Raw genomic sequence first — 23675 nt, forward strand, 5'->3', positions numbered from 1 at the left:
TGCTCCATGCCCTGAGACAAAGCAAAGTCCGCGGCATGAGCGACCCCGCAAATACTCCCCTGAAGCATGAAGAAGTGGCGCAAGCCCTGGTGGGTCATGCCGCCCGCATCCTGCCAGGGGACGAGGCGCCTGACATGGCCCAGATCCGCGCCACGGTCCTGGCGCTGGCGCTTGACCTTGGAGGCGGCGTTGCGCTCAAGCGGGTCATGGCGAAGGTGAACGATCCCGACACGATCCAGCTGGTGAAATCGATGATCGGCTCCATCGCCCTGGAGCTCGAACTCGAGTCCAAGGGAGGTCACGCCGCGACCTGGGTGCCGCCCATCCACACGGCGGCCATCGGCGGCGCGGCCACTTCTGCCATCGGCGTGGCCGCCGGCACGCTGGCACTGCCCGCAGGCCTCATCCTGATAGGCGGTTTCGGAACGGCATGGGTTGCGACGACGTTCTGGAGGGCAAAGCAGGCGCTCAAGGAGGCGCTCCTGAAGCGCAACGCCGACCTAGTCAAGGCATTGGCCGCCGCGATCTAGGACTCGCATAGATGGCAAGCATTGCTTATGTTGGGGATTGAAATGACAGGAGACCGATATGTCAGTCGTTGAAATCCTGCTCTCAGGCGGCGCCGTGGCTTTCGGAGCCAGCGTTGCCTATGCCGTCTGGCGAACCCTGCCGAACCCGGACGATGCCCAACCCGACATAAAGCTCGTCCGCCAGTTCGTTGCGTCGACGCCGCAGAAAGAGCTCCGCAACATCATGGCGCCCAAGGGCTGAGGCAGAAGAGAATGGTCAGGAAACTTCGCGAGGTTTTACGGACACGTCATTGATTGGCGGCCCCTAAGGAAATGCCGGCACCCGCGTGTGCGGGGCCGGCACCAAGTTGGCCGGTAGAACCGGCGGCGGATAAACCGAGGTTAGGAGGCACCTGGTGCCTCTGCGAGAAATTCCGGATGACAGCGGACATAGCCCGTCATGCAGTGTGTCTCGCCTGCATCATCGTCGCTATCCATCTGCCCTCTCCTGAACCGATCTTTGCCAATCTTCCGAATAGCGCTGCAGACCTAACGTGTTTTATGGAATGGAAAGGAAAACCGCGCCTCATTGCGCAGTTTTCTATGTGTTTGTGGCTCCACGGAAATCTCAGGTTTTTCCACTCGATGCCTGTTCCCAACACTCGCGACCGCTAGGCGGACTTGCTGTTATCTACACTCTTGCTCATGATGCGCGTGACGTGAAATCGCCTGCCATCTCTTTGCATTGCGCACTGCTCAGAAGGTCACCCAAGCAGCCTTCGACGGTGCGCATTTTCTGGAAAGAAGACATGACCATCAATCTATCACTGGACAGACCACTTGACCGCACAAGCTGATGGTGAACGAGCGGCGCCTTCCAATCGGGAATATGCTGTCGATCTAATGCGCGCCTTCGGCGGTGCGGTCATCTTCGCGTTCCCGCTCCTGATGACGATGGAGATGTGGTGGCTGGGCTTCTACATAGAGCCTCTGCGGCTTCTTCTGTTTCTGAGCCTCAATCTGGCCATCCTTTTCGGGCTGTCCTACTTCGCGGGTTTTCGCGAAACCTTCCGGCTCAAGGAGGATGCGCTCGACGCGTTCGCGGCCTTTGGCGTCGGCACGATCTCCTCGGCCACTCTTCTTGCGCTGTTTGGCATCATCACCTGGGACATGCCCTTGAGCGAGATTGTGGGCAAGATCGCCGTGCAGACTGTGCCCGCCAGTATCGGCGCCATGGCTGCGCGCAGTCAGCTTGGCGACAACGAGGATGAGGAGAAGGGCACAAGCGGCTATGCGGGCCAACTTTTCTTGATGCTGGCAGGGGCACTGTTCCTGGCCTTCAACGTCGCGCCAACCGACGAGATGATCTTGATCTCGTTCCTGATGACGCCTTGGCATGCCTTGGCTCTGGTCGTGACCTCCATCGTGGTGCTGCATGCCTTCGTCTATTCTCTGGAATTCTCTGGTCAGGAGGAACTGCCGGGCGGCGGGAACTTCTGGCGTACCTTTTTCGGCTACAGCATTGCCGGATACGGCATCGCGCTGCTGGTCAGCCTTTACGTGCTCTGGACGTTCGGGCGCCTTGATGGACTTGGCGCCGGGCAGATCGCGATGATGATAACGGTGTTGGGCTTCCCCGCCGCGCTCGGGGCCGCGCTGGCGCGACTGGTCGTGTGAGGCAGGGGAAAATGCAGCAAGATCATCGGTTGAGTGCACATGACACACAGAAGCAGGATGGAACACCGGTCCTTGAATGGATTTCGGCAGCCATTGGGCTGGTTCTGACTGTGGCGATGCTGGGGTTCATCGGCTGGCAGGCCTGGAAACACACGGGTGAGGAGCCGCCCGCCATCAAGGTACATGTCCAGCATATCCTGCCGGCCGGCGATGGTTATGTCGTGGAGTTTGTGGCCGTGAACCTGTCACCCGCCACGGCTGCCGCTGTCCAGATCGAGGGAGAGTTGATAGAGGGCGAACGTGTGATTGCCACAAGTCAGGTCACGCTCGACTATGTCCCGGGCAACTCGGAACGACGGGGCGGCTTGTTCTTTCGCGAGAACCCTCAGGGATATGATCTGGAGATCCGCGCCCTGGGCTATGCTCAACCTTGAGACCAATGAGCGGGAGCATAGCACAGTCCCGGGCAACTCGGAACGACGGGGCGGCTTGTTCTTTCGCGAGAACCCTCAGGGATATGATCTGGAGATCCGCGCCCTGGGCTATGCTCAACCTTGAGACCAATGAGCGGGAGCATAGCACACCTTCAGCTTTGGCCAATCCCATAGGCCGGGCAGACTGGCCGGCCTTGTCGAGCGCCTCCACGGAAGGCTCTGTCTCCCATCTGTTCCCTCTTCGGCAAACATATCCGTCAATCCTCCGGCTGCCGCGTCCGCCTGTGACAATGGTTGTAGTTTTGGAAGACTATTGTATCACAGGATCGGTGCAGCTTGCTCGAGCCACCTTCAGATCAGCGGCGCCTCGCTGGTGCGAGCATAGTCTTCGGCTTGCAAAAAGCGGCAGTTCCCAAGCATGCCATCGTCATCCATGTCGCAAATCCACCAGTGCCTTCTTGAGATCAAAGATACCTGAACCAGATGGCGGCCCTGGGAAGAATAGCGGATGCCGGTCTTGAAACCGATGGACGCGGCCAGCATCGCGGGTGACGACCTGCCGCTGTCGCTTGCGGACGCGGTGAAGCGCATTCGCCCCGAACTGGACATCTATCTGTTGTCGGACCGGCATGTCGAACGCATCGCGGGCAACCCGCGCGCGGCCAATATCCGCCGCGTCCTTTATTCGGTCGAGGAATTGCTGGAACTGCACCTGTGCGTCCTGGAAGGCGTCGCCGACCGCTTCCGCACACCCTTTTTCGACAATCTCAAGGCCTATGCGATGCGGCCGATCAGCACCTTCCATGCCCTGCCGATCGCCCGCGGCAAGTCGGTGTTCAAATCCGACTGGATCCGCGACATGGGCGAATTCTACGGGCTGAACATCTTCCTTGCGGAATCCAGCGCCACGACGGGCGGGCTCGACAGCCTGCTCGAGCCGACCGGCAACATCAAGCAGGCGCAGGACATGGCCGCCCGCGCCTTCGGGGCCGATCACGTCTTCTTCGTGACCAACGGGACCAGCACCTCGAACAAGATGGTGCATCAGGCACTGGTCGCGCCCGGCGACATCGTGCTTTTGGACCGCAACTGCCACAAGTCGCATCATTACGGCCTCGTTCTGGCGGGCGGGCAGCCGCTTTACATCGACGCCTTCCCGATGACGGAATATTCGATGTATGGCGCGGTGCCGCTTGCCAGCATCAAGAAGGCCTTGCTGGACCTGAAGGCCGATGGCCGGCTTGACCGTGCCAAGATGGTCGATCTGACCAACTGCACCTTCGACGGCCATATCTACAACACACGCCGCGTGATGGAGGAATGCCTTGCCATCAAACCCGACCTGATCTTCCTGTGGGACGAGGCGTGGTTCGGCTTTGCCCGCTGGTCGCCCTTCCTGCGCCCGCGCACCGCGATGGGCGCAGCCGAGGCGATAGAAGCATGGATGAAGGACCCGGCTTCCGTCGATGCCTATGAGGCCCAGCAGCAGGAACTGGGCGAGGATCCCGACACCCAGACGTTGATGGATACCCGGCTGATCCCCGATCCGCGCCGGATCCGCCTGCGCGTCTATCAGACGAACTCGACCCACAAGTCGATGTCGGCGCTGCGGCAGGGGTCGATGCTTCTGGTGCGTGACGTCGATTTCCGCGATGTCGAGGCGCAGTTCCACGAGGCTGTCTTCACCCACGCCTCGACCAGCCCGAACCAGCAGTTGATCGCCAGCCTCGACATCGCGCGCCGCCAGATGGAGCTGGAGGGCTACGGCCTTGTCGCCAATGCGATCGAGATCGCCCTCGACATCCGCAAGGAAGTGAACGGCCATCCCGTCATCTCGAAATATTTCCGCGTCCTTGGCGCAAGCGAGATGATCCCCGCCGAATACCGCCAGAGCGGCTTCGTGGACTTCCTGGAACCCGGCACGGACTGGGAAGATCAGGTCCGCTCGATGCACGAGGACGAGTTCTGCCTTGATCCGACCCGGATGACGATGGTCTGCGGCACGGCCGGCTTCGACGGCACTCAGTTCAAGAAGATGATGGCGGACGATTACGACATCCAGTTCAACAAGACCTCGCGGAATTCGGTGCTGCTGCAATCCAACATCAACAATACGCGCAGCGACGTGGCGAACCTGATCCGCGTCCTGCTGGAGATCAGCCGCAAGATCGAGAACAACCTGGCCGACGGCGGCGAGAACGGCCGTGCCGCCTTTGCCGCCCGGGTCAAGTCGCTGATGCAGGATGTGCCGGATCTGCCCAACTTCAGCCATTTCCACGACGCCTATCGCTGGGATGCCGGTGAGACGACGCCCGAAGGGGACATGCGCTCGGCCTTTTACAGCGCTTATTACGCCGAGGGTTGCGAATACCTGCCGCTCGACAGCCCCGAGGTGGACAAGCGCCTGAAGGATGGCTCGGAAATGATCTCGGCCAATTTCGTGATCCCCTATCCTCCGGGCTTTCCAATCATGGTGCCAGGCCAGGTCATCAGCCCCGAGACGATCGACTTCATGCGCAAGCTCGACGTCAAGGAGATCCACGGCTTCGAGCGCGCCAAGGGCCTGAAGCTCATCCGCCCCGACCATGCCAAGGATCACGTCCGCAAGTAATTGCTGGGAACAAGGAGAGTGAGACCATGTGGACGTATTTCGTTGAAACGCTTCGGGCCAATCCCGCACTCGCGATCTTCCTGACGCTCGCGATTGGCTACTGGGTCGGCGCCAAGCGGTTTGGCAGCTTCAGTCTTGGCGCGGTGACCGGGACGCTCCTTGCAGGTGTTATCATCGGCCAGATCGGCCTCGACATCTCCGGGCAGGTGAAGTCGATCTTCTTCATCATGTTCCTCTTTGCCGTGGGCTTCGGCGTTGGCCCGCAATTCGTTCGGGGCATTGCGACGGATGGCGCCCCGCAGGCGCTGTTCGCCGTCGTCATATCGGTACTCTGCCTCGCCTCCGTCTATATTGCGGCAATCGTCTCGGGCTATGGACCCGGCCTTGCCGCAGGCCTGCTTGCCGGCGCGCAGACGATCTCGGCCTCGATCGGCCTGGCAACCGACGCGATCAATGGATCCGGCCTGCCCCCGGAGGAGGCCCAGGCGCAACTCGACCTGATCCCCGTCGCCTACGCCATCACCTATCTTTTCGGCACGATCGGCACGGGCTGGATCCTGGCCTTTCTCGGGCCGAAGATGCTGGGGACGGACATCGCAGAGGCCTGCGCCCGCTATGAACGGGACGTGCTGAAGGGCGCCACGTCCGGGTCCGGTGCGATGAGCGCCTGGCGGACCCGCGAGGCGAGGGCCTATCAGATCCGCGAGGGCGGCATCGTGGTCGGCAAGACGGTGTCCGCGGCCGAGGGGCTGGCCAAGGGCGAGCGCATCTTCATCGAGCGCGTGCGCCGTGGCGCCGAGTTGCTGAATCCTCCCTCCGATACAGTTCTGCAGGCGGGCGACGTCGTTGCGGTCTCGGGCCGGCGGGAGGCGCTCGTCGGTCTTTTCGGCGATGCCCAGGAGGTGGATGACCGGGAGCTTCTTGACATGCCGGTCGAGGCGACCGACGTCCTGATCACCAACAAGGCGCTCGACGGACGCGAGCTGATCGATCTGGCAAGCGAGCCATACACCCGTGGCGTTTACCTGAACTCGATCCGGCGCGGCTCCATGGCGGTCAACATTCCCGTGCTGCCCGGAACCAAGCTCAATCGCGGCGACATTGTCCGCGTTGCCGGCGCCAAGGCCAATATCGACACCTTTATCGCGGCGGCCGGCTTTGCCGATCGGCCGCAAACCGTCACGGACATGGTGCTCGTTGGCTTGTCGATCCTGATCGGCGGGCTGATCGGCGCTGCCGTCCTGCCGATCGGGGGCGTGCCGATCACGCTCAGCACGTCGGGCGGCGCGCTGATCGCCGGGATCTTCGTCGGCTGGCTACGCACGGTGAAGCCGCAGATCGGCAACATCCCGCAGCCGACCTTGTGGTTCATGAACTCGGTCGGTCTCAATATCTTCATTGCAATCGTGGGCCTGAGTTCCGGGCCAACCTTCGTCGCCGGGCTTCAAGAGGCGGGCTTCGGGCTGTTCTTCTGGGGCCTATTCGCGACCGCGGTGCCGATGCTGCTCGCGCCCTATATCGGCAAGTACATCTTCAAGTTTGACGATGCGATCAATCTTGGCTGCTGCGGCGGGGCGCGGACCTCGACGGCTTCAAGAGGCGGGCTTCGGGCTGTTCTTCTGGGGCCTATTCGCGACCGCGGTGCCGATGCTGCTCGCGCCCTATATCGGCAAGTACATCTTCAAGTTTGACGATGCGATCAATCTTGGCTGCTGCGGCGGGGCGCGGACCTCAACCGCCTCGGTCGCGATGGTCGCCGAGGTCGCGAAAAGCGACGTGCCGATGCTGGGCTATACCGTTCCCTATGCCGTCAGCAACACGCTGCTGACCCTATGGGGGCTGGTGATCGTGCTGCTGGTCATGTGAGGAGGGTCCGGCAGGTGGCACGTCTCTGGCACGATATTCGGAACACGCCACTTCTGTGGTTGCTGGTCTTTGTTCCTGTCGTCCTGGTCGTCGAAATTGTCCGGCCCGACGCCCACACGTTGCTGTTTCTGCTTTCCGTTCTTGCCATCGTTCCGCTGGCCGCCCTGCTCAGCCTTGCGAGACGGCGTCGGTCGCAATGGTGGCCGAGGTCGCCAAGAGCGACGTGCCGATGCTGGGATATACGGTTCCCTATGCCGTCAGCAATACGCTGCTGACGCTCTGGGGGTTGGTGATCGTGTTGCTGGTCATGTGAGCCGACGAGGGAAGAAAGCTTAACGGTCCAGCCATTCCGAGAGAGGGAGAAGGGAATGGAACTGATCAGATCGTTCTTCGACGCATCGCCCATCGCCGTGCTTTTTGTCTGCATCGCGATCGGCTTCGCGGTCGGCCGAATAAAGGTGGCCGGTGTGCCGATCGGTGGCATTCCCGGAACGCTGTTTGCCGCAATCCTCATCGGCCAGATCGGGGTCGAGGTGGACGAGAACATCAAGACGATCGCCTTCGCCCTGTTCATCTACTCGCTCGGTTATGTCAGCGGCCCCAGTTTCTTCCAGAGCCTGGGGCGCAGCACGCTCAATCTCGTCCATCTGTCGCTGTTCTCCAGCGTCCTGATCTATGTGACGATCTGGGGGCTTTCCCGGATGTTCGGGCTCGACAAAGGAACAGCAGCGGGCCTGCTGGCGGGCGGGATCACGGAATCGGCGGCTGTCGGCACCGCGAGCGAGGCCTTGACCAGCCTGAACCTTCCCGTGGATCAGGTGACGGCGATGCAGGCCAATATCGGCGTGGCCTATGCCATCACCTATCTGTTCGGCTTTACCTTCGTGGTGTTCTTCGTCAGTCTCTTTGCGCCACGGATGATGCGGATCGACCTCAAGGCCGAGGCAGGGAAATACGCGGCGGCCTTGGGCCGCACTGGCGATGACGATCTAGGCCCTTCGCAGGAATCCGCGCTTCGCGACGTGGTCGCCCGCGTCTATCAGGTGACCCGTCAAGATGCCGCAGACGTGGACATCCGCAGTTTCGAGGCCCGGTTCGACGGCTTGGTGACAGTGCAGCGCATTGTCCGCGGCGGGCAGGTGCTCGAACCTGCAAAGGACGTCAGGCTGGCTCTGGGCGATCGGGTGGCCCTGCTCGGGCGGCTGGACGAATTGCTGGCAGCCGGAAGCGTCCTGGGTGCCGAGACGACCGACACAAGCGCACTTCACATCATTGGCGAGACCCGGACCGTCGTGCTCACGAACCGCCACTTCATCGGCGAAACCATCATGGCGGTGCGCGGGAAGGTCGACCCGGACCAGCGTCGGGGCGTCTATGTGACAAAGATATCGCGATCCGGTCAAACGCTTGTCCCGCTGCCGAAGATGCGGCTGGAAGCGGGCGATGTCGTTACCCTCTATGGCATGCCGGCCGCCCTTGACGACGCTGTGCCGGTCGTCGGCTATGCCATCGATCAGGGCATCGCCGTGGATTACGTTTATCTGGGCCTGGGGATCCTTTTAGGGATCGTGATCGGGATGATCACGGTGACCATCGCGGGATCGCCGGTGGCGCTGCACACCGGCGGCGGATGTCTTCTTTCCGGGCTGCTGTTCGGCTGGCTCAGATCGCGCCACCTGACCTTTGGCGGCCTGCCGCCGGCTACCGCGCTGCACCTGCGCGATTTCGGCCTCGCCATCTTCATCGCCTGCGTGGGGCTGGGAACCGGCCCGCAAGCCGTGACCCTGCTCAAGGAACAGGGCATCCTGTTGCCCATCCTCGCCCTTATCGCCGTCAGCCTGCCGATCGTCGCGTCGATGTATTACGCCCGCCATGTTCTCAAGATGAACCCTGCGGTGATCTGCGGCGCCCTGGCGGGGTGCTTTACCTGCACGGCGGGACTGAATGCGGCAGTGCAAGCCGCCGAAAGCGAAACGCCTGTCCTTGGATATACGGTGCCCTATGCCATCTCGAACATCACCCTCACGCTGCTCGGCCCGATCCTGGTGCTTACCGTCTGAGCCACGGGTGCCGTCCGGCGTCGTCACTTGCCCCCACCGCTGAAGGGAACGTCATGTCGCGCCTTCTTGACCAGATCAAAAGTAACCCGCTCCTTTGGTTGCTGGTCTTTGTTCCTGTCGTCCTGGTCGTCGAAATTGTCCGGCCCGACGCCCACACGTTGCTGTTTCTGCTTTCCGTTCTTGCCATCGTTCCGCTGGCCGCCCTGCTCAGCCTTGCGACCGAGTCCGTGGCGGAACGCACCGGCGATGCCGCAGGCGGGCTGATCAACGCAACCCTTGGCAACCTGACCGAGCTGGTCATCGCCCTGACCGCACTGGCCGCCGGGCAGTACGCGCTGGTCAAGGCCTCGATTGCCGGGGCCATCGTTACCAATGCGCTGTTCATGCTGGGTGCATCCTTCCTCCTGGGCGGGCTGCGCCACCACCTGCAGGAGTTCAACCGCACTGGGGCACGCCTTCAAGCCAGCCTGCTCTTTATCGCAATCGTGGCGCTTCTGATCCCCTCGGCCATCGTGGCGGCCGACAGCATCGACAGCCCAGAGGCGATCCAGAAGCTCAGCCTGATGCTGGCGCTGCTGCTGATCACGGGTTACGTCCTGGGGCTGTGGTTCTCGCTGGGAACGCATCGCGAGGTTTTTGCCAGCGCCGCCTCCGCCGAAGGCCATCACGCGACCTTGCCCATGGGGCTGGCGCTGGCCACCCTGGCGTCCGTGACGGTGCTGGTCGCGCTGGTCAGCCACATCTTCGTTGCCTCGGTCGAGGTCGCCGGTGCGGCGCTTGGGCTTACCCCTGCCTTCGTGGGCTTCATCGTGGTTTCGCTGGTTGGCGGCGCGGCAGAGTTCGCCTCGGCCTTTTCGGCGGCACGCAAGGACCGTCTGGATCTCAGCGTCAGCATCGCGCTTGGCAGCGCGGCGCAGATTGCGCTGTTCGTCGCGCCGCTTCTGGTTCTTCTGAGCTATGTCGTCGGACCCGCGCCGATGGGGCTGGATTTCTGGCCCGGCGCGGTCGTGATGATGCTGATCGCGGCGATTTCGGCGGCGCTGCTGACTGCGGGCGGAAATTCGGCATGGTTTCTGGGCGTGCTGGTGATGATGGTCTATGCCATCTTCGCGCTGACGCTTTACGTCCTGCCGCTGGGCCAGTGATGGCGACCGGAGGATCATATGGCACTGTGGCAAGGGCGCTCGGTCCTGTCCCACGTGCGACCAGGCTCTCGTCCGGGTTCGTCACTGTCCGGCGCCTCGCCGCCGCGCCTGACACTGCCGCTAGACGGCGGGCGCTATTGGCCATGGTCGTGACCAGCCCTGGCCCGGTCGGCAGCGCCTTGCCGCGGGAGGGCTGAAAGATGCGGTTCCTGTCCGCCTACGTCCGGCTGGTCAAGGCCATCTACACGGCGTTCCGCAACACCCAGGTGCAGGCGCTGATCCTGACCTGCGTCCTGATCGCGGTGGCGCAGGCATTCATCTTCATGCGCATCGAGGACTGGCGGTTTCTTGACGCCTTTTATTTCTCGGTCGTCAGCATGGCGACCGTCGGCTACGGCGATTTCGCCCCGCAGACCTCGCTGGGCAAGATCACGGCACTGCTCTTTCTGATGGTCGGGATAGGGATCTTCGTCCTGACCGTCTCGTCGATCGCTCAGGTGATCCTGAGCGAAACCTCCCCGTCAAAGCGACAGGAGGCGCAAGAGAAGGAGTCCGGCAATGCTGGCTCCAAGTGATCGCGCCATTCCGTGCCGCCCACACCGCAAGAAGGAGATTGGATGATGCTGCAACGCGACTATTTCGAGAGTATCTCGGATCTCAGTCCGTTCGAGATCAAGGACGAGCTGATCAAGCTTGCCCGAGCCGGCGCCGAGAAATCAACAAAGGCCTTTCTGAACGCGGGTCGCGGCAATCCGAACTGGATTGCAACCCGTGCGCGCGAGGCTTTTTTTCTGCTGGGGCAGTTTGCCCTGACTGAGGCAAAGCGCAGCTACAATGATCCGGTGGCTGGCGTCGCAGGGATGCCGCCCCGTGACGGGGCACATCTTCGCTTCAGCAAATGGGTGAAGAAGCAACTCATCGCGCAAGAGGACGGCTGGGTCGAGGAGGACGGTCCCCCGCCCGCCCGCACGCTTCTGGACGTGGTCGAGTTCGCGATTGCCAAATTTGGCTTCAATCCCGATGCATTCGTGCATGAACTGACGGATTCGATCATCGGCGACAATTATCCGGTGCCGGACCGCGTGCTTTACCACAACGAGATCGTCACCCACGAATATCTGATGTGGGCGATGTGCGACGGCCACCGCCCTGAAGCGAAGTTCGACCTTTATCCGGTCGAGGGCGGCACCGCTGCCATGTGCTATATCTTCAAGGCGCTGAAGAACCAGCGGCTGCTGAACGCGGGCGACACAATCGCGCTGGGCACGCCTATCTTCACCCCTTATCTCGAAATGCCCGAGCTTGAGGATTACGGGCTGCATTGCGTCCGCATCCATGCCGAGCAGGAGGACAAGTTCCAGTTCACCGACGAGGATCTGGAACTGCTCGCCGATCCGAAGGTCAAGGCGCTGTTCCTTGTCAATCCCGGCAATCCGTCTGCCGCGGCGCTGGACCCCGACACGATCAGGCGACTGGTCAATTTCGTGCAGACCCGACGGCCCGACCTGATGATCCTGACCGATGATGTCTATGGCACCTTCGTGCCCGGCTTTGAATCGATCATGGGACACCTGCCCCGCAACACAATCGGCGTCTATTCCTATTCCAAGTATTTCGGCTGCACCGGCTGGCGGCTGGGTGTGATCGCGGTGGCGCAGGACAATATCTTCGACGAACGCATCCGCGCGCATCCCGAAGATGTCCAGCAGGTCATTGAAAGGCGCTACAAGGCGCTGACGCCAAAGCCGCGCGACGTCCGGTTCATCGACCGTATCGTTGCAGACAGCCGCGATGTGGCGCTGAACCACACGGCGGGGCTTTCGCTGCCGCAGCAGGTGATGATGACGCTGTTCGGCCTGGTCGAGCTGATGGACAAGGACAAGATCTATCAGAAAGCCTGCATGGCCATCTGCGAAAAGCGCTTCCGCAGCCTGGTCGAGGGGATGGGGATCGAGTCGAACCCTGGCCCCTATTACGACCACTATTACGGCATCGTGGACCTCGAATTCTGGATCCGGAAATACTTGGGCGAGGACATTGTCACCTGGATCAAGGAGAACATCCACCCGTTGGATATTCCTTTCCGTCTCGCCGAGGACCACGGCATCGTGCTGCTGAACGGATCGGGATTCGCGGCGCCGAACTGGTCGGTGCGGGTGTCCTTCGCCAATCTCGACGATGCCGCCTATGCCGAGATCGGCCGTGCCGTCAGATCCATCGCCCGCGGTTATCGCCAGGCCTATCAGGCTGCAATGGGAGAGGAGATCACGTCATGACACCCCGGTTCCTGTCGCTGGCGGTCAATGGACCGCCCCGCATACCGGTCGCCGGCACGGCGCTGGCGACGCTTCTGGTTCTTGGCAGCTTCGGCGCGGCCTCGGGCCAGGCTCTGGTGGGGGATGGCTCGATCCCCTGCGGTTCGCCCTATGTGGTCGCGGGCGGCGATACGCTCAGCCGCATCTCGGCCCGCGCCTATGGCGATCCCATGCTTTACGGGTTCATCGCCGACGCGAACTGGGACGCGCTTGGCGGCAATCCCGAAAGCGTCGCCGTCGGCATGTCGCTGAAGATCCCCTGCATCGATGCCAGCGGCAAGGAGGTGACACCCGAGGAAGCGGCAAAGGATGCCGCCTCGATGCAGGGTGTCGTCGCGGCCGAGGGGATGTTGTCGGCAGATCAGCTGGACACGCTGTTCGGGCCGGTCGCGCTGTTCCCCGATCCGGTGCTGACCCCTGTCCTGGTCGCCTCTACCTTCCCCCTGGACGTGGTGAAGGCCGCCCGCTTCGTCGAGGAGAGCGCGGAATTGCCGGATCAGGAACGCGTCAGCCAAGCCGCTGCCCAGCCCTGGGATGACAGCGTGCGTGAGCTTGCCGCAGGCTTTCCGGGCCTCGTCACCCGGATGAGCGACAATATAGACTGGACAGAACAGGCCGGAGAGGCTGTCGTCGCCCAGACCGATAATGTCCTGGCCTCGATCCAGCGGCTTCGGTCGAAGGCCCAGGCAAACGGCTATCTGGTCGACAACGAGGCGCAGAACGTCGAGGAGGAGGGCGGCAAGATCACCATCGCCCCGGCCTCGCCCAACGTCGTCTATGTGCCCGCCTATGACAGCCAGGTGGTCTATACGACGCCGGTTTCGGGTCCTCCGGTCTATCACTACGACACCATGCCTTATTACGGCGACGACGACTGGGACGGTAACTGGGGTGACGCGCTTGTCGCAGGCGGCATTGTCCTGGGCGGCGCCATCATCCTGGATGAGATCTTCGACGACGATGACTGGGACGGCTGGGACCAGGACGACGACATTGACTGGGATCGCGGCGACATCACCATCGACCGTGACGAGGTGAACATCGACCGTGACAGGACGGATCTGGGCGACGGCCGCCTGTCCGAGATCGGCTCGGGTGATCGGGTCAGCATCGGCGACAGCGAGAGGCCCCAGGTCGATCGCGGCGAACTGCGCGATCGGGCGGGGGCCGCGGGTATCGGCGCCGTTGCGGGTGCCTCGGGTGCTGCGGCGCTGGCCAACCGGAGATCCCTTGCCACGCCCGCCAGCCGCGACGCGGCGCGGCAGAAAATCGAGAAGCGCCAGGCGACAGGCGCTGCACCGGCAAGACTGTCCAATTCGCGCGCCACTGCCCAGCGTCCGTCTTCGGGCAACGTCCGGCAGGCAGCGCCCAGGCAGCCGTCGGCAAAACGCGCGGACCGGGTCAGCCGCCCGCAGGCCGTGCGCCAACCCGCCGCGCGCACGCCCAGCCGGTCAAATACGTTCCAGAGGCCATCGGGGCCGCGTCCCTCCATGTCCAGCCAGAGGGGCCGCGCCAGCTATGGCGGCCGTGGGGGCGGACGAGGCGGTGGCGGTGGCGGCGGTCGCGGAGGGAGGCGTTGAAATGAACAGGGTCATTATGATGAAATCACTGCTGGCGCTGCTGCTTATGTCTGCTGCTGCAAGTGCCGAACCCCAGAAGTTCGAGAGCCCCGAGGCAGCCGTCGGCGCGCTGGTCTCGGCACTGGAAGCGAAAGACAAGTCCGAAATCCTCGCCATCTTCGGTCCCGAGAACGAGGATGTGGTCTCAACCGGAGATCCCGAGGAAGACCGGGAAATCTGGGGCAGATTTCTGCAAGACGTGCAAGCGGTCCGCCGCATTGACCGCGAAGGCGAGGATCGCGCCATCCTCTTGGCCGGGCGCGAGCTTTGGCCGTTTCCCGCGCCCTTGGTGGCTGCCGAGGGCAGGTGGCATTTCGACGCCGAGGCTGCCCGCGAGGAAGTCCTGATGCGCCGCATCGGGCGGAACGAACTGGCGGTGATCGACATCATGCGCCGCGTGGGCGGGGTCCAGACCGCTTATCGTCAGGTCGATCACGACGGCGACGGGGTCCGCGAATTCGCGGCTTCGATCCTGTCGGGACCGGATGCGCGGGACGGGCTTTACTGGCCCGATGAGGAGGGCACCGAACCCAGCCCCTTCGGCGAGGAGATTGCCCGGGCCAGCCTGACCGGGTTCCGCCGCGATTCCCAGGACATCGATCCTGAACCCTTCGAGGGCTATTATTTCCGGATCCTGCAAGGCCAGGGGGCCAATGCTCCGGGCGGGGCCTACAGCTACTTGGTGGCGGGACACATGGTGGCCGGTCACGCCGTTCTGGCAGTGCCCGCAATCTATGGCGATACCGGCGTCATGAGTTTCATGGTCAGCGAAGGCGGGGCTGTCTACGAAGCCGATCTGGGCGAGGCGACGCTGGAGACGGCCATCGGGATCGAGCTTTTTGATCCGGGGGAGGGATGGGAGGTCGTCAAGTAGAAGACAGCGCGCCGCTCTGCCATTTGGCTCGGATTGCTGCTGAGATGGCAGAGCCGTCGTCCAAGGGCGGCAGATCGTCGATGTTCCGGCGAGGCTTGAATTGCAGCCGTGGGCAACCAAGGTGCCATAACCTGTTTAACTGTCATCGGCCTTCTTCCGTGACCCGTCCCTATTACAGCACCAAGACGAGCTATGCGGGAACGCGATCCGATGTTGTCGAAGGGATCGCAATCGCGGTTGCCGGTATCCCCAGTACCATAATCTCTTCGGCCATAGCTGGGTTTCCCCCGAGACTGGAGCCTATACCAGCATCGAATCTGTAATCGGATATGCGGTTCTCGGTCCGGCACGCCGGCTGATCGTCGGACAGGGTTACCGCAACCATGTCCGTTCTGGCGGCATCTTCGCTGCGGTCCAACAGAAAATGCCGGGCTTTTTCAGGCAGAGTTTGTGGGTGCCGCCTCGACAGCTGCTGAGCAAACGCCATTGTCGAGCGTGAGGGGGAAGGTGAGGTTAACAGTAACTTACACAGCCGCGATGGAGAATTGTATCCGCAATTCCTAGGATTTCGGCTAGGCGGGAGATGACGCCGTCTGCATCATGGGAGTTGAAAATGTCAAAACTCACTTTGACCATCGCAAGCACGATTGCTCTGTTGTCGGTTGCTTCTGCACAGGCTCAAGATCGTGAGCTGCGGATCGATTGTGGCGCAACCGATGTGATCATGACCGCGGATACAGCAGTGGTCATAAAAGAGAATACCGACTTGACCGCGGAAGAGATCGCAGCCCGTACGTGCGATATCTTCAAGCAAGTCGATGCCTCAGCATATACTGAGCCGACAGACGTGACGGTCACAATGCCGTCTGGTGCTCAGGTCACGGCGAAGATGCAAGTCAGTCAGAAATGACGAAAAGCGCATCCCGGATCAATTTCGCTGCTGGCCTTATAGGAACCGGGCCAGCAGCGCCGGCCACCATCGGCTCCGATGATGTGACCGCCCCCGTCGGGTTGGAACCGGCGAAGACTATGCTCCAGGTTTACGAGGCAAACGATCAGGCAGTCCTGTGCAAGAGGTTGTGGCAAGATCCGAACCTCGTGCGTCATCAACTAAGGGAGTGGGTTGGGACTCTGTCCCAAACCCTGCGAAAGGCACGGACGTGCCGGTGCTTGCTTGAGGTCCAGGCGCCCAGCTGACAGAACTGCTGAAGGAAATCCAGATTGGGCCTGAACTGACCCTGGCGGATCGTCGTCACGATTTCAATGCCTGCAATCGTCGAAGCGGTTAACGTTGAGCCCTTGAAGCTCCGCATCGGCTTCACCCGGCACTTGATGCAGCGATACTCAGATGGCGCGCACAGCGCGTGCAAACCTGAGCGTATGTAACAGTGATTTACACACGGTCCGTTGTTTTTCGCTATCACAAGCCCTCCCATATTGAAGCGTTGATAAGGCACCGCAGGCTGAGTTGTTGCATGCAACATAGCGTGGCGACCTGGCCGAGAGTCAAACTGTGGGAGCGACCATGGATTTCACTCAAGGGTTTCCGATTGCGATCATCGATGAGGATTTTGGAAGCAGTTCCGCTGTTGGGTTGGGCATCAAGCAACTGGCTAGCGAAATTGAGAAGGAAGGCTTCCGGGTTGTAAGCGGGCTGAGTTACGCAGATGCGCTGCAGCTGGCCGGGACCTTCAACAGTGAGTCCTGCTGGGTGGTCTCAGTCGATGGCGTCGAGGACGAGGCAACACGCTGGCAGGCCTTGGAGGAAATGCTGCAGATCAAACGCCGGCGCAGCCAGCGTCTGCCGATCTTCCTGTTCGGCAATACTATCACGGCCGAGCAGGTACCGGTTTCGGTATTGCGCCATGCCAATGCTTTCCTGCGCCTTTTTGAGGATTCTGCCGAATTCAAGGCCCGGGTGATTGCGGAAGCCGCACGGCGTTACCTGGAGACGCTGGCGCCGCCCATGTTCAAGGCGCTGATGGATTACACGCTGCAAGCCAGCTATTCTTGGCACACGCCCGGCCACGGCGGCGGGGTTGCCTTCCGCAAAAGTCCGATCGGCCACATGTTTCACCAGTTCTTTGGTGAAAACACCCTGCGCTCAGATATTTCGGTCTCGGTCGGCAATGTTGGCTCGCTCTTGGATCACACCGGCCCCATTGCGGCGGGCGAGCGCAACACCGCCCGGATTTTCGGTACCGATACCACCCTTTTCGTGGTGGGCGGCAATTCCACAGCAAACAAGATCGTCTGGCACGGCATGGTCGGACGGGGCGATCTTGTGTTGTGCGACCGCAATTGCCACAAGTCGATCCTGCATTCGCTGATCATGACCGGGGCAACGCCAATCTATCTGGTCCCGTCGCGCAATGGACTTGGGATCATCGGCCCGATCTCGAAAGACCAGTTCACGCCTGAGTCGATCCAGGTAAAAGTGGCAGCCAGCCCGTTTGCGCAGGGAACCAGTGGCAAGGTCCGGCTGATGGTCATGACGAACTCGACCTACGACGGGCTGTGCTACAACATTGACGCGATCAAGGCCTCGCTCGGTGATGCGGTGGATGTCCTGCATTTCGATGAAGCCTGGTACGCCTATGCGAACTTCCATCCCCTCTATGCCGGCTACCATGGCATTTCCTCCGTCAAGCCGATGCGGTCGGACCATGCAATAACCTTCGCGACCCAATCCTCACATAAGCTCCTGGCCGCCTTTTCGCAGGCAGCGATGATCCATGTGCAGAACGCTGAAGGCAAGGCGTTGGACATGACGAGGTTCAACGACGCCTTTATGATGCACACTTCGACTTCGCCGCAATATGGCATCATTGCCTCATTGGACGTGGCTGCGGCCATGATGGAGCAGCCTGCGGGGCAATCCTTGGTGCAGGAAACCATCGACGAGGCGATGGCCTTCCGTCAGGCGATGCAGGATGTCCGCAAGCAACTGGCGGATGACTGGTGGTTCGACGTCTGGCAGCCCGATAACATCGTGAAGAAGTCCACACTCGACCCTGCCAGCTGGTCGTTGAAGCCCGGTGATCGTTGGCATGGTTTCGAAGGATTGGCGGCCGATCATGTCATGGTTGACCCGATCAAGGTCACGGTGCTGACGCCGGGCCTGTCAGCCGATGGCACGATGCAGTCCGTGGGTATCCCTGCAGCGGTCATTGTGAAATTCCTGTCGGCCCGTCGTATCGAAATCGAAAAGACCGGGCTCTACTCTTTCCTGATCTTGTTCTCGATGGGGATCACCAAGGGCAAGTGGAGCACCCTGATCACCGAGCTTCTCAACTTCAAGGAAGCCTATGACGCCAATGCCCCCCTGAGCCGCATTCTTCCGACCCTAACGGCTGCGTATCCTGACGCCTACGACAGCATGGGCCTCAAGGATCTGTGCGACATTGTCCATCAGGCCTATCGCGACGACAATCTGCCACGCGCCCAGCAGGAGATGTACACCATCCTGCCGGAGATGGCCCTTCGTCCCGCCGATGCCTATGACCGGCTGGTGAAGGGCCAGGTTGAGACTGTGGAGATCGACGATCTGATGGGCCGTACGCTTGCGGTTATGATCGTGCCCTACCCACCGGGCATCCCGCTGATCATGCCAGGAGAGCGGATCACCCCAGCGACGAAGTCAATCCAGGACTATCTGATTTACGCCCGTGATTTTGACAAGAGGATTCCGGGCTTTGAAACGGACATTCACGGCCTGCGCTTTGAAGGCAGCGGTCACGACCGCCGCTACATGGTGGACTGCCTGATAGAGGAGGGGGACAAATGATCCCGCGGGATGTAAAATCACCAACCGTGGCCATTCCCTTCCACAAGCTGTTGAAGGTGGTAGCTCTGGTTGATGATGATCCAGACGTGCGTGCGCTTTTGGATCTGATCACTGCCGAGGGGTATCAGGTTGAGGTTAGCGGCTGGACGGACCGAGACGTCGATGAGGATGCCAGTGTTGGGGCCTATATTGCCGGCGTCGACGGCGACCAACTGCCCGCAGCGCGGGATCTGGCACGACGGGTGCGCCGTATCGGCTTTCAGACACCCCTTTGGGCGCTGTCGAATTCACGCACCATCTCGGACTTGGCTGTGCAAGGCCAGTTGGGCGAAGTGGATGGCTTTGTTTATCTGGGTCAGCAGACGCCCGCCTTTTATGCCAAGCAGATCATCGCCAGCCTTGTGCGCTATGGAAAAGGTCTGTTGCCGCCGTTCTTCGGCGGGCTGATGGCCTACGACGGCGAGGCGAATATCGCCTTTGACTGTCCCGGCCACCAGGGCGGCCAATTCTATGCCAAGTCCCCGACGGGGCAGTTGTTCTTCAAGCATTATGGTGAAGCGATCTTCCGCAATGACCTGTGCAACGCCGATATCGATCTTGGCGATCTTTTGATTCACGAAGGTCCGGCGGTTGAAGCGCAGAAACATGCCGCGAGAATATTCGGCTCTGACAAGACCTATTTCGTCCTGAATGGCACCAGTTCCGCGAACAAGGTGGTAACCCAGGCAACGCTGCGGCGGGGCGATCTGGTGCTGTTTGACCGCAACAATCACAAGTCGCTGCATCAGGGCGCGTTGGTGCAGGCCGGAGCAATCCCGGTGTTCCTGCCCACCGCGCGCAATGCCTTTGGCATGATTGGCGCGGTCGACTGGGCGGCCCTGGACGAAGACTCTCTGCGCGCCCAGATCAAGGCGAACCCGTTGGTCAGCGACCCCGATCTGCACAAGGCCGATCGCCCGTTCCGGTTGGCTTGCATCCAACTCGCCACCTACGACGGCACGATCTACAATGCGAAGAAGGTGCTCGAAAAGATCGGCCACCTTTGTGACTATCTGCTGTGGGACGAAGCCTGGATCGGCTACAACGCCTTCCATCCTCTGTTCAAGGACCACAGCCCAATGCGGCTGGCCGACCTTGGCGCCAACATGCCGGGCCTCTTTTCCACCCAGTCTGTTCACAAACAAGGTGCTGGTTTCAGTCAGGCCTCGCAGATCCACAAGCGCGATGCTCATCTCAAGGGACAGCGTCGCTACATCGAACACAAGCGCTTCAACGAGGCGTTTCTTGCCCATGCCTCCACGTCCCCCTTCTATCCGCTATTCGCCTCGCTGGATGTCAATGCCAAGATCCACGAGGGCAAGGCCGGCGAGATGCTTTGGGATAGCTGCATCGAACTAGGCATCGAGTTCCGCAAGAAGTGCCGAGAGTTCGCACGGCACTATCAGGCCACCGGGAAGGGAGCGGAGGAGCAGTGGTTCTTTGATCCTTTCGTTCCCGACGTGGTGACGCTCAAGGACTCTCCCGAAGGCCAGACTGTGCCATGGGAGGAGGTTCCGACAGAGGCGTTGAAGCGCGATCAGCGGGGATGGAGTTTCGGCGCCGATGCCGCATGGCATGGTTACAGTGGCCTTCCCGATGGCTATGCAATGGTCGATCCCAACAAGCTGATGCTGCTGACGCCCGGCATCGATCGCGCGACAGGTGAATACCTTGAGTTCGGCGTGCCTGCGACGGTGGTGGCGAACTACCTGCGCGAAGAGCGGATTGTGGCGGAAAAATGCGATCTGAACAGCATCCTCTTTCTGATGACCCCGGCCCAGGATCAGAGCAAGCTGAATACGCTGCTGTCGAGACTGGTGAAGTTCAAGGAATTATGGGACCGGGATAGCCCGCTCGAGAACGTGCTGCCAACGGTCTATGCCAATCATCGCGAGCGGTATTCCGGCTACACCATCCGGCAGATCTGCCAGGAAATGCATGATTTCTACCGACAGGCGCGGGTGAAGGACCTGCAACGCCTGTGTTTCCGCGCGGAGAGTTTCCCAGAGCAGGCCATGACCTCAAAGGCGGCTTACGAGGCATTGGTCGGCAATGACGTGGACTATGTTTCCATCGAGCAGATCGAGGGACGCGTTTCGGCCACGCTGGCGCTGATCTATCCGCCGGGAATTGGCGTCATTGTGCCCGGTGAACGCTGGGACGCGCGCGCCCGACCAATGCGTGACTATTTCCTGGCCTTTGAAGAGTCGTTCAACCGGTTTCCCGGCTTCAACTACGAAGTCCAGGGCGTGTTTCAGGAGCGAATCGACGGCCGCATCAAGTTTCACACCTATGTCGTCCGCGAAGGTCAATAAGAGGAAGGGCAGCATCATGGCAGAGCCATCCGACAAGAAGATGAACCTGGTCCAGCTGACCTTCATCGTCGCGGTGAACATGATGGGGTCAGGGATCATCATGTTGCCAGCCAACATGGCACAGGTGGGGGCGATATCGCTACTGTCCTGGATCGTCACCGCAATCGGGTCGATGGCGATTGCCTACGGCTTCGCACAGGCAGGCCTGTTCAACCAACGGGGGGGTGGTCTGGCCGCCTATGCAGAGGATGCCTACGGACGATCGGGGTTTTTCATCACGTTCTTTCTCTACTTCGTGTCGCTGCTGATTGCCAACGTCGCCATTGCCATCTCGGCAGTAGGATATCTTTCTGCGTTCATTCCATGGGTAAACTCATCGCCTATTGCCACCTTCGTTGGCGTGGTCACCCTTCTCTGGATCACCACCATCGCCAATTTCGGGGGGCCAAGCGTCACAGGCAAGATCGGGTCTTTCACTGTCTGGGGCGTGATCCTGCCCGTAGGCGCTCTATCGGTGATCGGCTGGTTCTGGTTCAGCCCGGCGATCTTCGCCGAGGCGTGGAACCCCAATGGTCTGGGGCTTGTGGAAGGTATGGTGTCGACGATTTCGCTAACGCTCTGGGCCTTTCTGGGCATGGAGTCCGCCGCGCAAAACTCGGATGCGGTCGAGAATCCCAAGCGTGACGTGCCTCTGGCCTGCCTTTTTGGGACGCTGGGTGCCGCGGTGATCTATGTGCTTTCGACAACAGTGATCCAGGGCATTGTGCCAAACATGGAGTTGGCCCAATCGACAGGGCCCTTCGGGCTGGTCTTTGCCAAGATGTTCAACCCAATGATCGGCCAGATCGTGATGGCTTTGGCGGTCATTGCCTGCATCGGCTCGCTGCTGGGCTGGCAGTTCACCCTAGCCACGACTGCCAAAACGGCCAGCGATGACCGAATGTTTCCAGCGGTCTTCTCGCGGCTGAATGGCATGGGCGCGCCGGTAACGGGCATGATCATCCTATGCGGCATACAGACTTTGTTCGCCTTCTCGACAATCTCGCCAACATTATCCGAGCAGTTCTCAGCGCTCGTCAACCTGTCGGTGGTCACCAACGTTCTGCCCTATATCCTCGCCCTGTCGGCACTCACGGTAATGATGAAGGAGGCGAGACTGCCTGAGGGCAAGTTCCGTCTGAACTTGGCGATCGCCACCGTCGGCATGCTCTACAGCGCCTATGCTATCTATTCGGCCGGCACGGAGGCCGTCTTCGGCGGCATGATCGCCTTCGTCGCCGCCATCATCATCTGGGCCTTCATCTCGCCCAGGTTGCTGAACGCAGGCACAACAGAGAGGGATGGGAAATGATCCCTGGAACCACGCTCGCTGCCGCGCCGCCCGCGTCGAAAGGAAAGCTCATGTCATGTTCCAGCCTGGGCCATCGGTTTTGCATAACCCTGCTGACGCTCTGCTTTGCCGCCGCTCTGCCAGTCCTCGCTGAAGCTCAGACGTTGGAGCGCATTCAGGCCGCCAACAAGATCGTGCTTGGTTTTGAGACAGACGCCCGACCATTCTCCTTTGATGATTCCGGCAAACCCGCCGGCTTTTCAGTTGCTCTTTGCAACAAGGTCGTGGACGAGGTGAAGTCCACCCTCAATCTGCCCGAACTAGCGTCGGAGTGGACGCCGATTAACACGCAAAATGGTCTGGATGCTGTGCGCAACGGCACGATCGACCTGCTCTGTGGGGCCAACAGTATTACCCTCACCGACAGCGCCACGGTATCCTTCTCACTGCCGATCTTTCCAGGTGGAACGGGTGTAGTGCTGCGCAGCGATGCGCTTCAGGACCTGCGTGCGCTCCTCACTGACGAGCAGCGACCCAATCGCCCGATCTGGCGCGGGGCACCAGCCCGGACTTTCCTGGATAAGAAGGTTTTTTCTGCAGTTTCCGGATCGACCAGTGAGGATTGGCTGAATGAGCGGGTAAAGAGTTTACTTCTTTCGTCTGAAGTTGCGCCGGTAAGCAGTTATGAGGAAGGGTTGCAGCGCGTTGCAGATGGCCAATCAGCGGCATTCTTCGGCTCGCTTCCGATCCTGCTGAATGCTGTGAGCCATAGCCAGAACGCAAGCACTTTGACCGTCTTGCCGCGTCAGTTCACCTATGAGCCGATTGGTCTGGTCCTCGCCCGCGGCGACGAAGATTTCCGCTTGGTTGTGAATCGCGCGCTGAGCCACGTGTATCGCGATAAAGGCTTTCGTGAGCTGTTCACCCAGTGGTTCGGCACACCGGAAGAGGCACTCGTTATCTTCTTCACACAAACTGTCCTGCCCGACTAGGGCAGCGATCAGGGGACGAGCAAAGCCGGCATTGCGCCGGCGGCCCCGGCAACAAGAGATCGAAACATGCAACGTGGCGTCCACTCTGAAACCCGCAAATTT

The 23675-nt window shown here is 60.9% G+C and carries 18 protein-coding genes; all 18 read left to right on the forward strand.

The window, feature by feature from the left end; genetic code table 11:
• Nucleotides 1-35: 35 nt before the first annotated feature.
• Entirely contained in the window at nucleotides 36-530 is a 495-nt protein-coding gene (locus Q5701_RS17845) for a hypothetical protein (RefSeq protein ID WP_306752321.1), read from the forward strand.
• Between the two features lie 58 nt (nucleotides 531-588).
• A complete protein-coding gene (locus Q5701_RS17850; protein WP_306752322.1) occupies nucleotides 589-771 on the forward strand; it encodes a hypothetical protein in 183 nt (60 codons plus the stop codon).
• 578 nt (nucleotides 772-1349) lie between these two features.
• A complete protein-coding gene (locus tag Q5701_RS17855) occupies nucleotides 1350-2186 on the forward strand; it encodes a TIGR02587 family membrane protein (RefSeq protein WP_306752323.1) in 837 nt (278 codons plus the stop codon).
• Between the two features lie 11 nt (nucleotides 2187-2197).
• Nucleotides 2198-2620 (forward strand): TIGR02588 family protein, encoded by a 423-nt coding sequence (locus tag Q5701_RS17860; protein ID WP_306752324.1) that lies wholly within the window; start codon nucleotides 2198-2200, stop codon nucleotides 2618-2620.
• Nucleotides 2621-3128: 508 nt separating this feature from the next.
• Nucleotides 3129-5231, forward strand: a complete 2103-nt coding sequence (locus Q5701_RS17865; protein WP_306752325.1) for an ornithine decarboxylase — start codon at nucleotides 3129-3131, stop codon at nucleotides 5229-5231.
• A gap of 26 nt (nucleotides 5232-5257) precedes the next feature.
• Nucleotides 5258-6922, forward strand: coding sequence for an aspartate-alanine antiporter (aspT, locus tag Q5701_RS17870; protein ID WP_306752326.1), 1665 nt, complete (start codon nucleotides 5258-5260; stop codon nucleotides 6920-6922).
• A complete protein-coding gene (locus Q5701_RS17875; RefSeq protein WP_507185102.1) occupies nucleotides 6879-7097 on the forward strand; it encodes an aspartate-alanine antiporter-like transporter in 219 nt (72 codons plus the stop codon). The genes aspT (Q5701_RS17870) and Q5701_RS17875 overlap by 44 nt, the downstream gene beginning before the upstream one ends.
• Nucleotides 7098-7465: 368 nt before the next feature.
• Nucleotides 7466-9157 (forward strand): aspartate-alanine antiporter, encoded by a 1692-nt coding sequence (aspT, locus tag Q5701_RS17880; RefSeq protein WP_306752328.1) that lies wholly within the window; start codon nucleotides 7466-7468, stop codon nucleotides 9155-9157.
• 53 nt (nucleotides 9158-9210) lie between these two features.
• Complete coding sequence (gene cax / locus Q5701_RS17885; RefSeq protein ID WP_306752329.1) at nucleotides 9211-10302, forward strand: calcium/proton exchanger; 1092 nt, start codon at nucleotides 9211-9213, stop codon at nucleotides 10300-10302.
• 200 nt (nucleotides 10303-10502) lie between these two features.
• Nucleotides 10503-10877 (forward strand): potassium channel family protein, encoded by a 375-nt coding sequence (locus Q5701_RS17890; protein ID WP_306752330.1) that lies wholly within the window; start codon nucleotides 10503-10505, stop codon nucleotides 10875-10877.
• Nucleotides 10878-10919: 42 nt separating this feature from the next.
• Nucleotides 10920-12578 carry a bifunctional aspartate transaminase/aspartate 4-decarboxylase gene (locus tag Q5701_RS17895; protein WP_306752331.1) on the forward strand — a complete coding sequence of 553 codons (1659 nt, stop codon included), beginning with the start codon at nucleotides 10920-10922 and terminating at the stop codon, nucleotides 12576-12578.
• Nucleotides 12575-14197 carry a DUF3300 domain-containing protein gene (locus Q5701_RS17900; protein ID WP_306752332.1) on the forward strand — a complete coding sequence of 541 codons (1623 nt, stop codon included), beginning with the start codon at nucleotides 12575-12577 and terminating at the stop codon, nucleotides 14195-14197. The genes Q5701_RS17895 and Q5701_RS17900 overlap by 4 nt, the downstream gene beginning before the upstream one ends.
• Before the next feature lies 1 nt (nucleotide 14198).
• On the forward strand, nucleotides 14199-15110 hold the full coding sequence (locus Q5701_RS17905) for a DUF2950 domain-containing protein (RefSeq protein ID WP_306752333.1): 912 nt from the start codon (nucleotides 14199-14201) through the stop codon (nucleotides 15108-15110).
• Nucleotides 15111-15723: 613 nt separating this feature from the next.
• Entirely contained in the window at nucleotides 15724-16020 is a 297-nt protein-coding gene (locus tag Q5701_RS17910) for a hypothetical protein (protein ID WP_306752334.1), read from the forward strand.
• Between the two features lie 615 nt (nucleotides 16021-16635).
• The gene (locus tag Q5701_RS17920) at nucleotides 16636-18897 is read left to right on the forward strand and encodes an Orn/Lys/Arg family decarboxylase (protein WP_306752335.1); all 2262 of its coding nucleotides are present in this window, start codon (nucleotides 16636-16638) and stop codon (nucleotides 18895-18897) included.
• The gene (gene speC, locus Q5701_RS17925) at nucleotides 18894-21251 is read left to right on the forward strand and encodes an ornithine decarboxylase (protein WP_306752336.1); all 2358 of its coding nucleotides are present in this window, start codon (nucleotides 18894-18896) and stop codon (nucleotides 21249-21251) included. The genes Q5701_RS17920 and speC overlap by 4 nt, the downstream gene beginning before the upstream one ends.
• Nucleotides 21252-21267: 16 nt before the next feature.
• Nucleotides 21268-22602 carry a putrescine-ornithine antiporter gene (gene potE, locus Q5701_RS17930; protein WP_306752337.1) on the forward strand — a complete coding sequence of 445 codons (1335 nt, stop codon included), beginning with the start codon at nucleotides 21268-21270 and terminating at the stop codon, nucleotides 22600-22602.
• Nucleotides 22599-23573: an amino acid ABC transporter substrate-binding protein gene (locus Q5701_RS17935; protein ID WP_306752338.1), complete on the forward strand. Its 975-nt coding sequence runs from the start codon at nucleotides 22599-22601 to the stop codon at nucleotides 23571-23573. The genes potE and Q5701_RS17935 overlap by 4 nt, the downstream gene beginning before the upstream one ends.
• The last annotated feature ends 102 nt before the right edge of the window (nucleotides 23574-23675 follow it).

The organism is Paracoccus actinidiae, from assembly GCF_030863885.1.
Lineage (GTDB): Bacteria > Pseudomonadota > Alphaproteobacteria > Rhodobacterales > Rhodobacteraceae > Paracoccus > Paracoccus everestensis.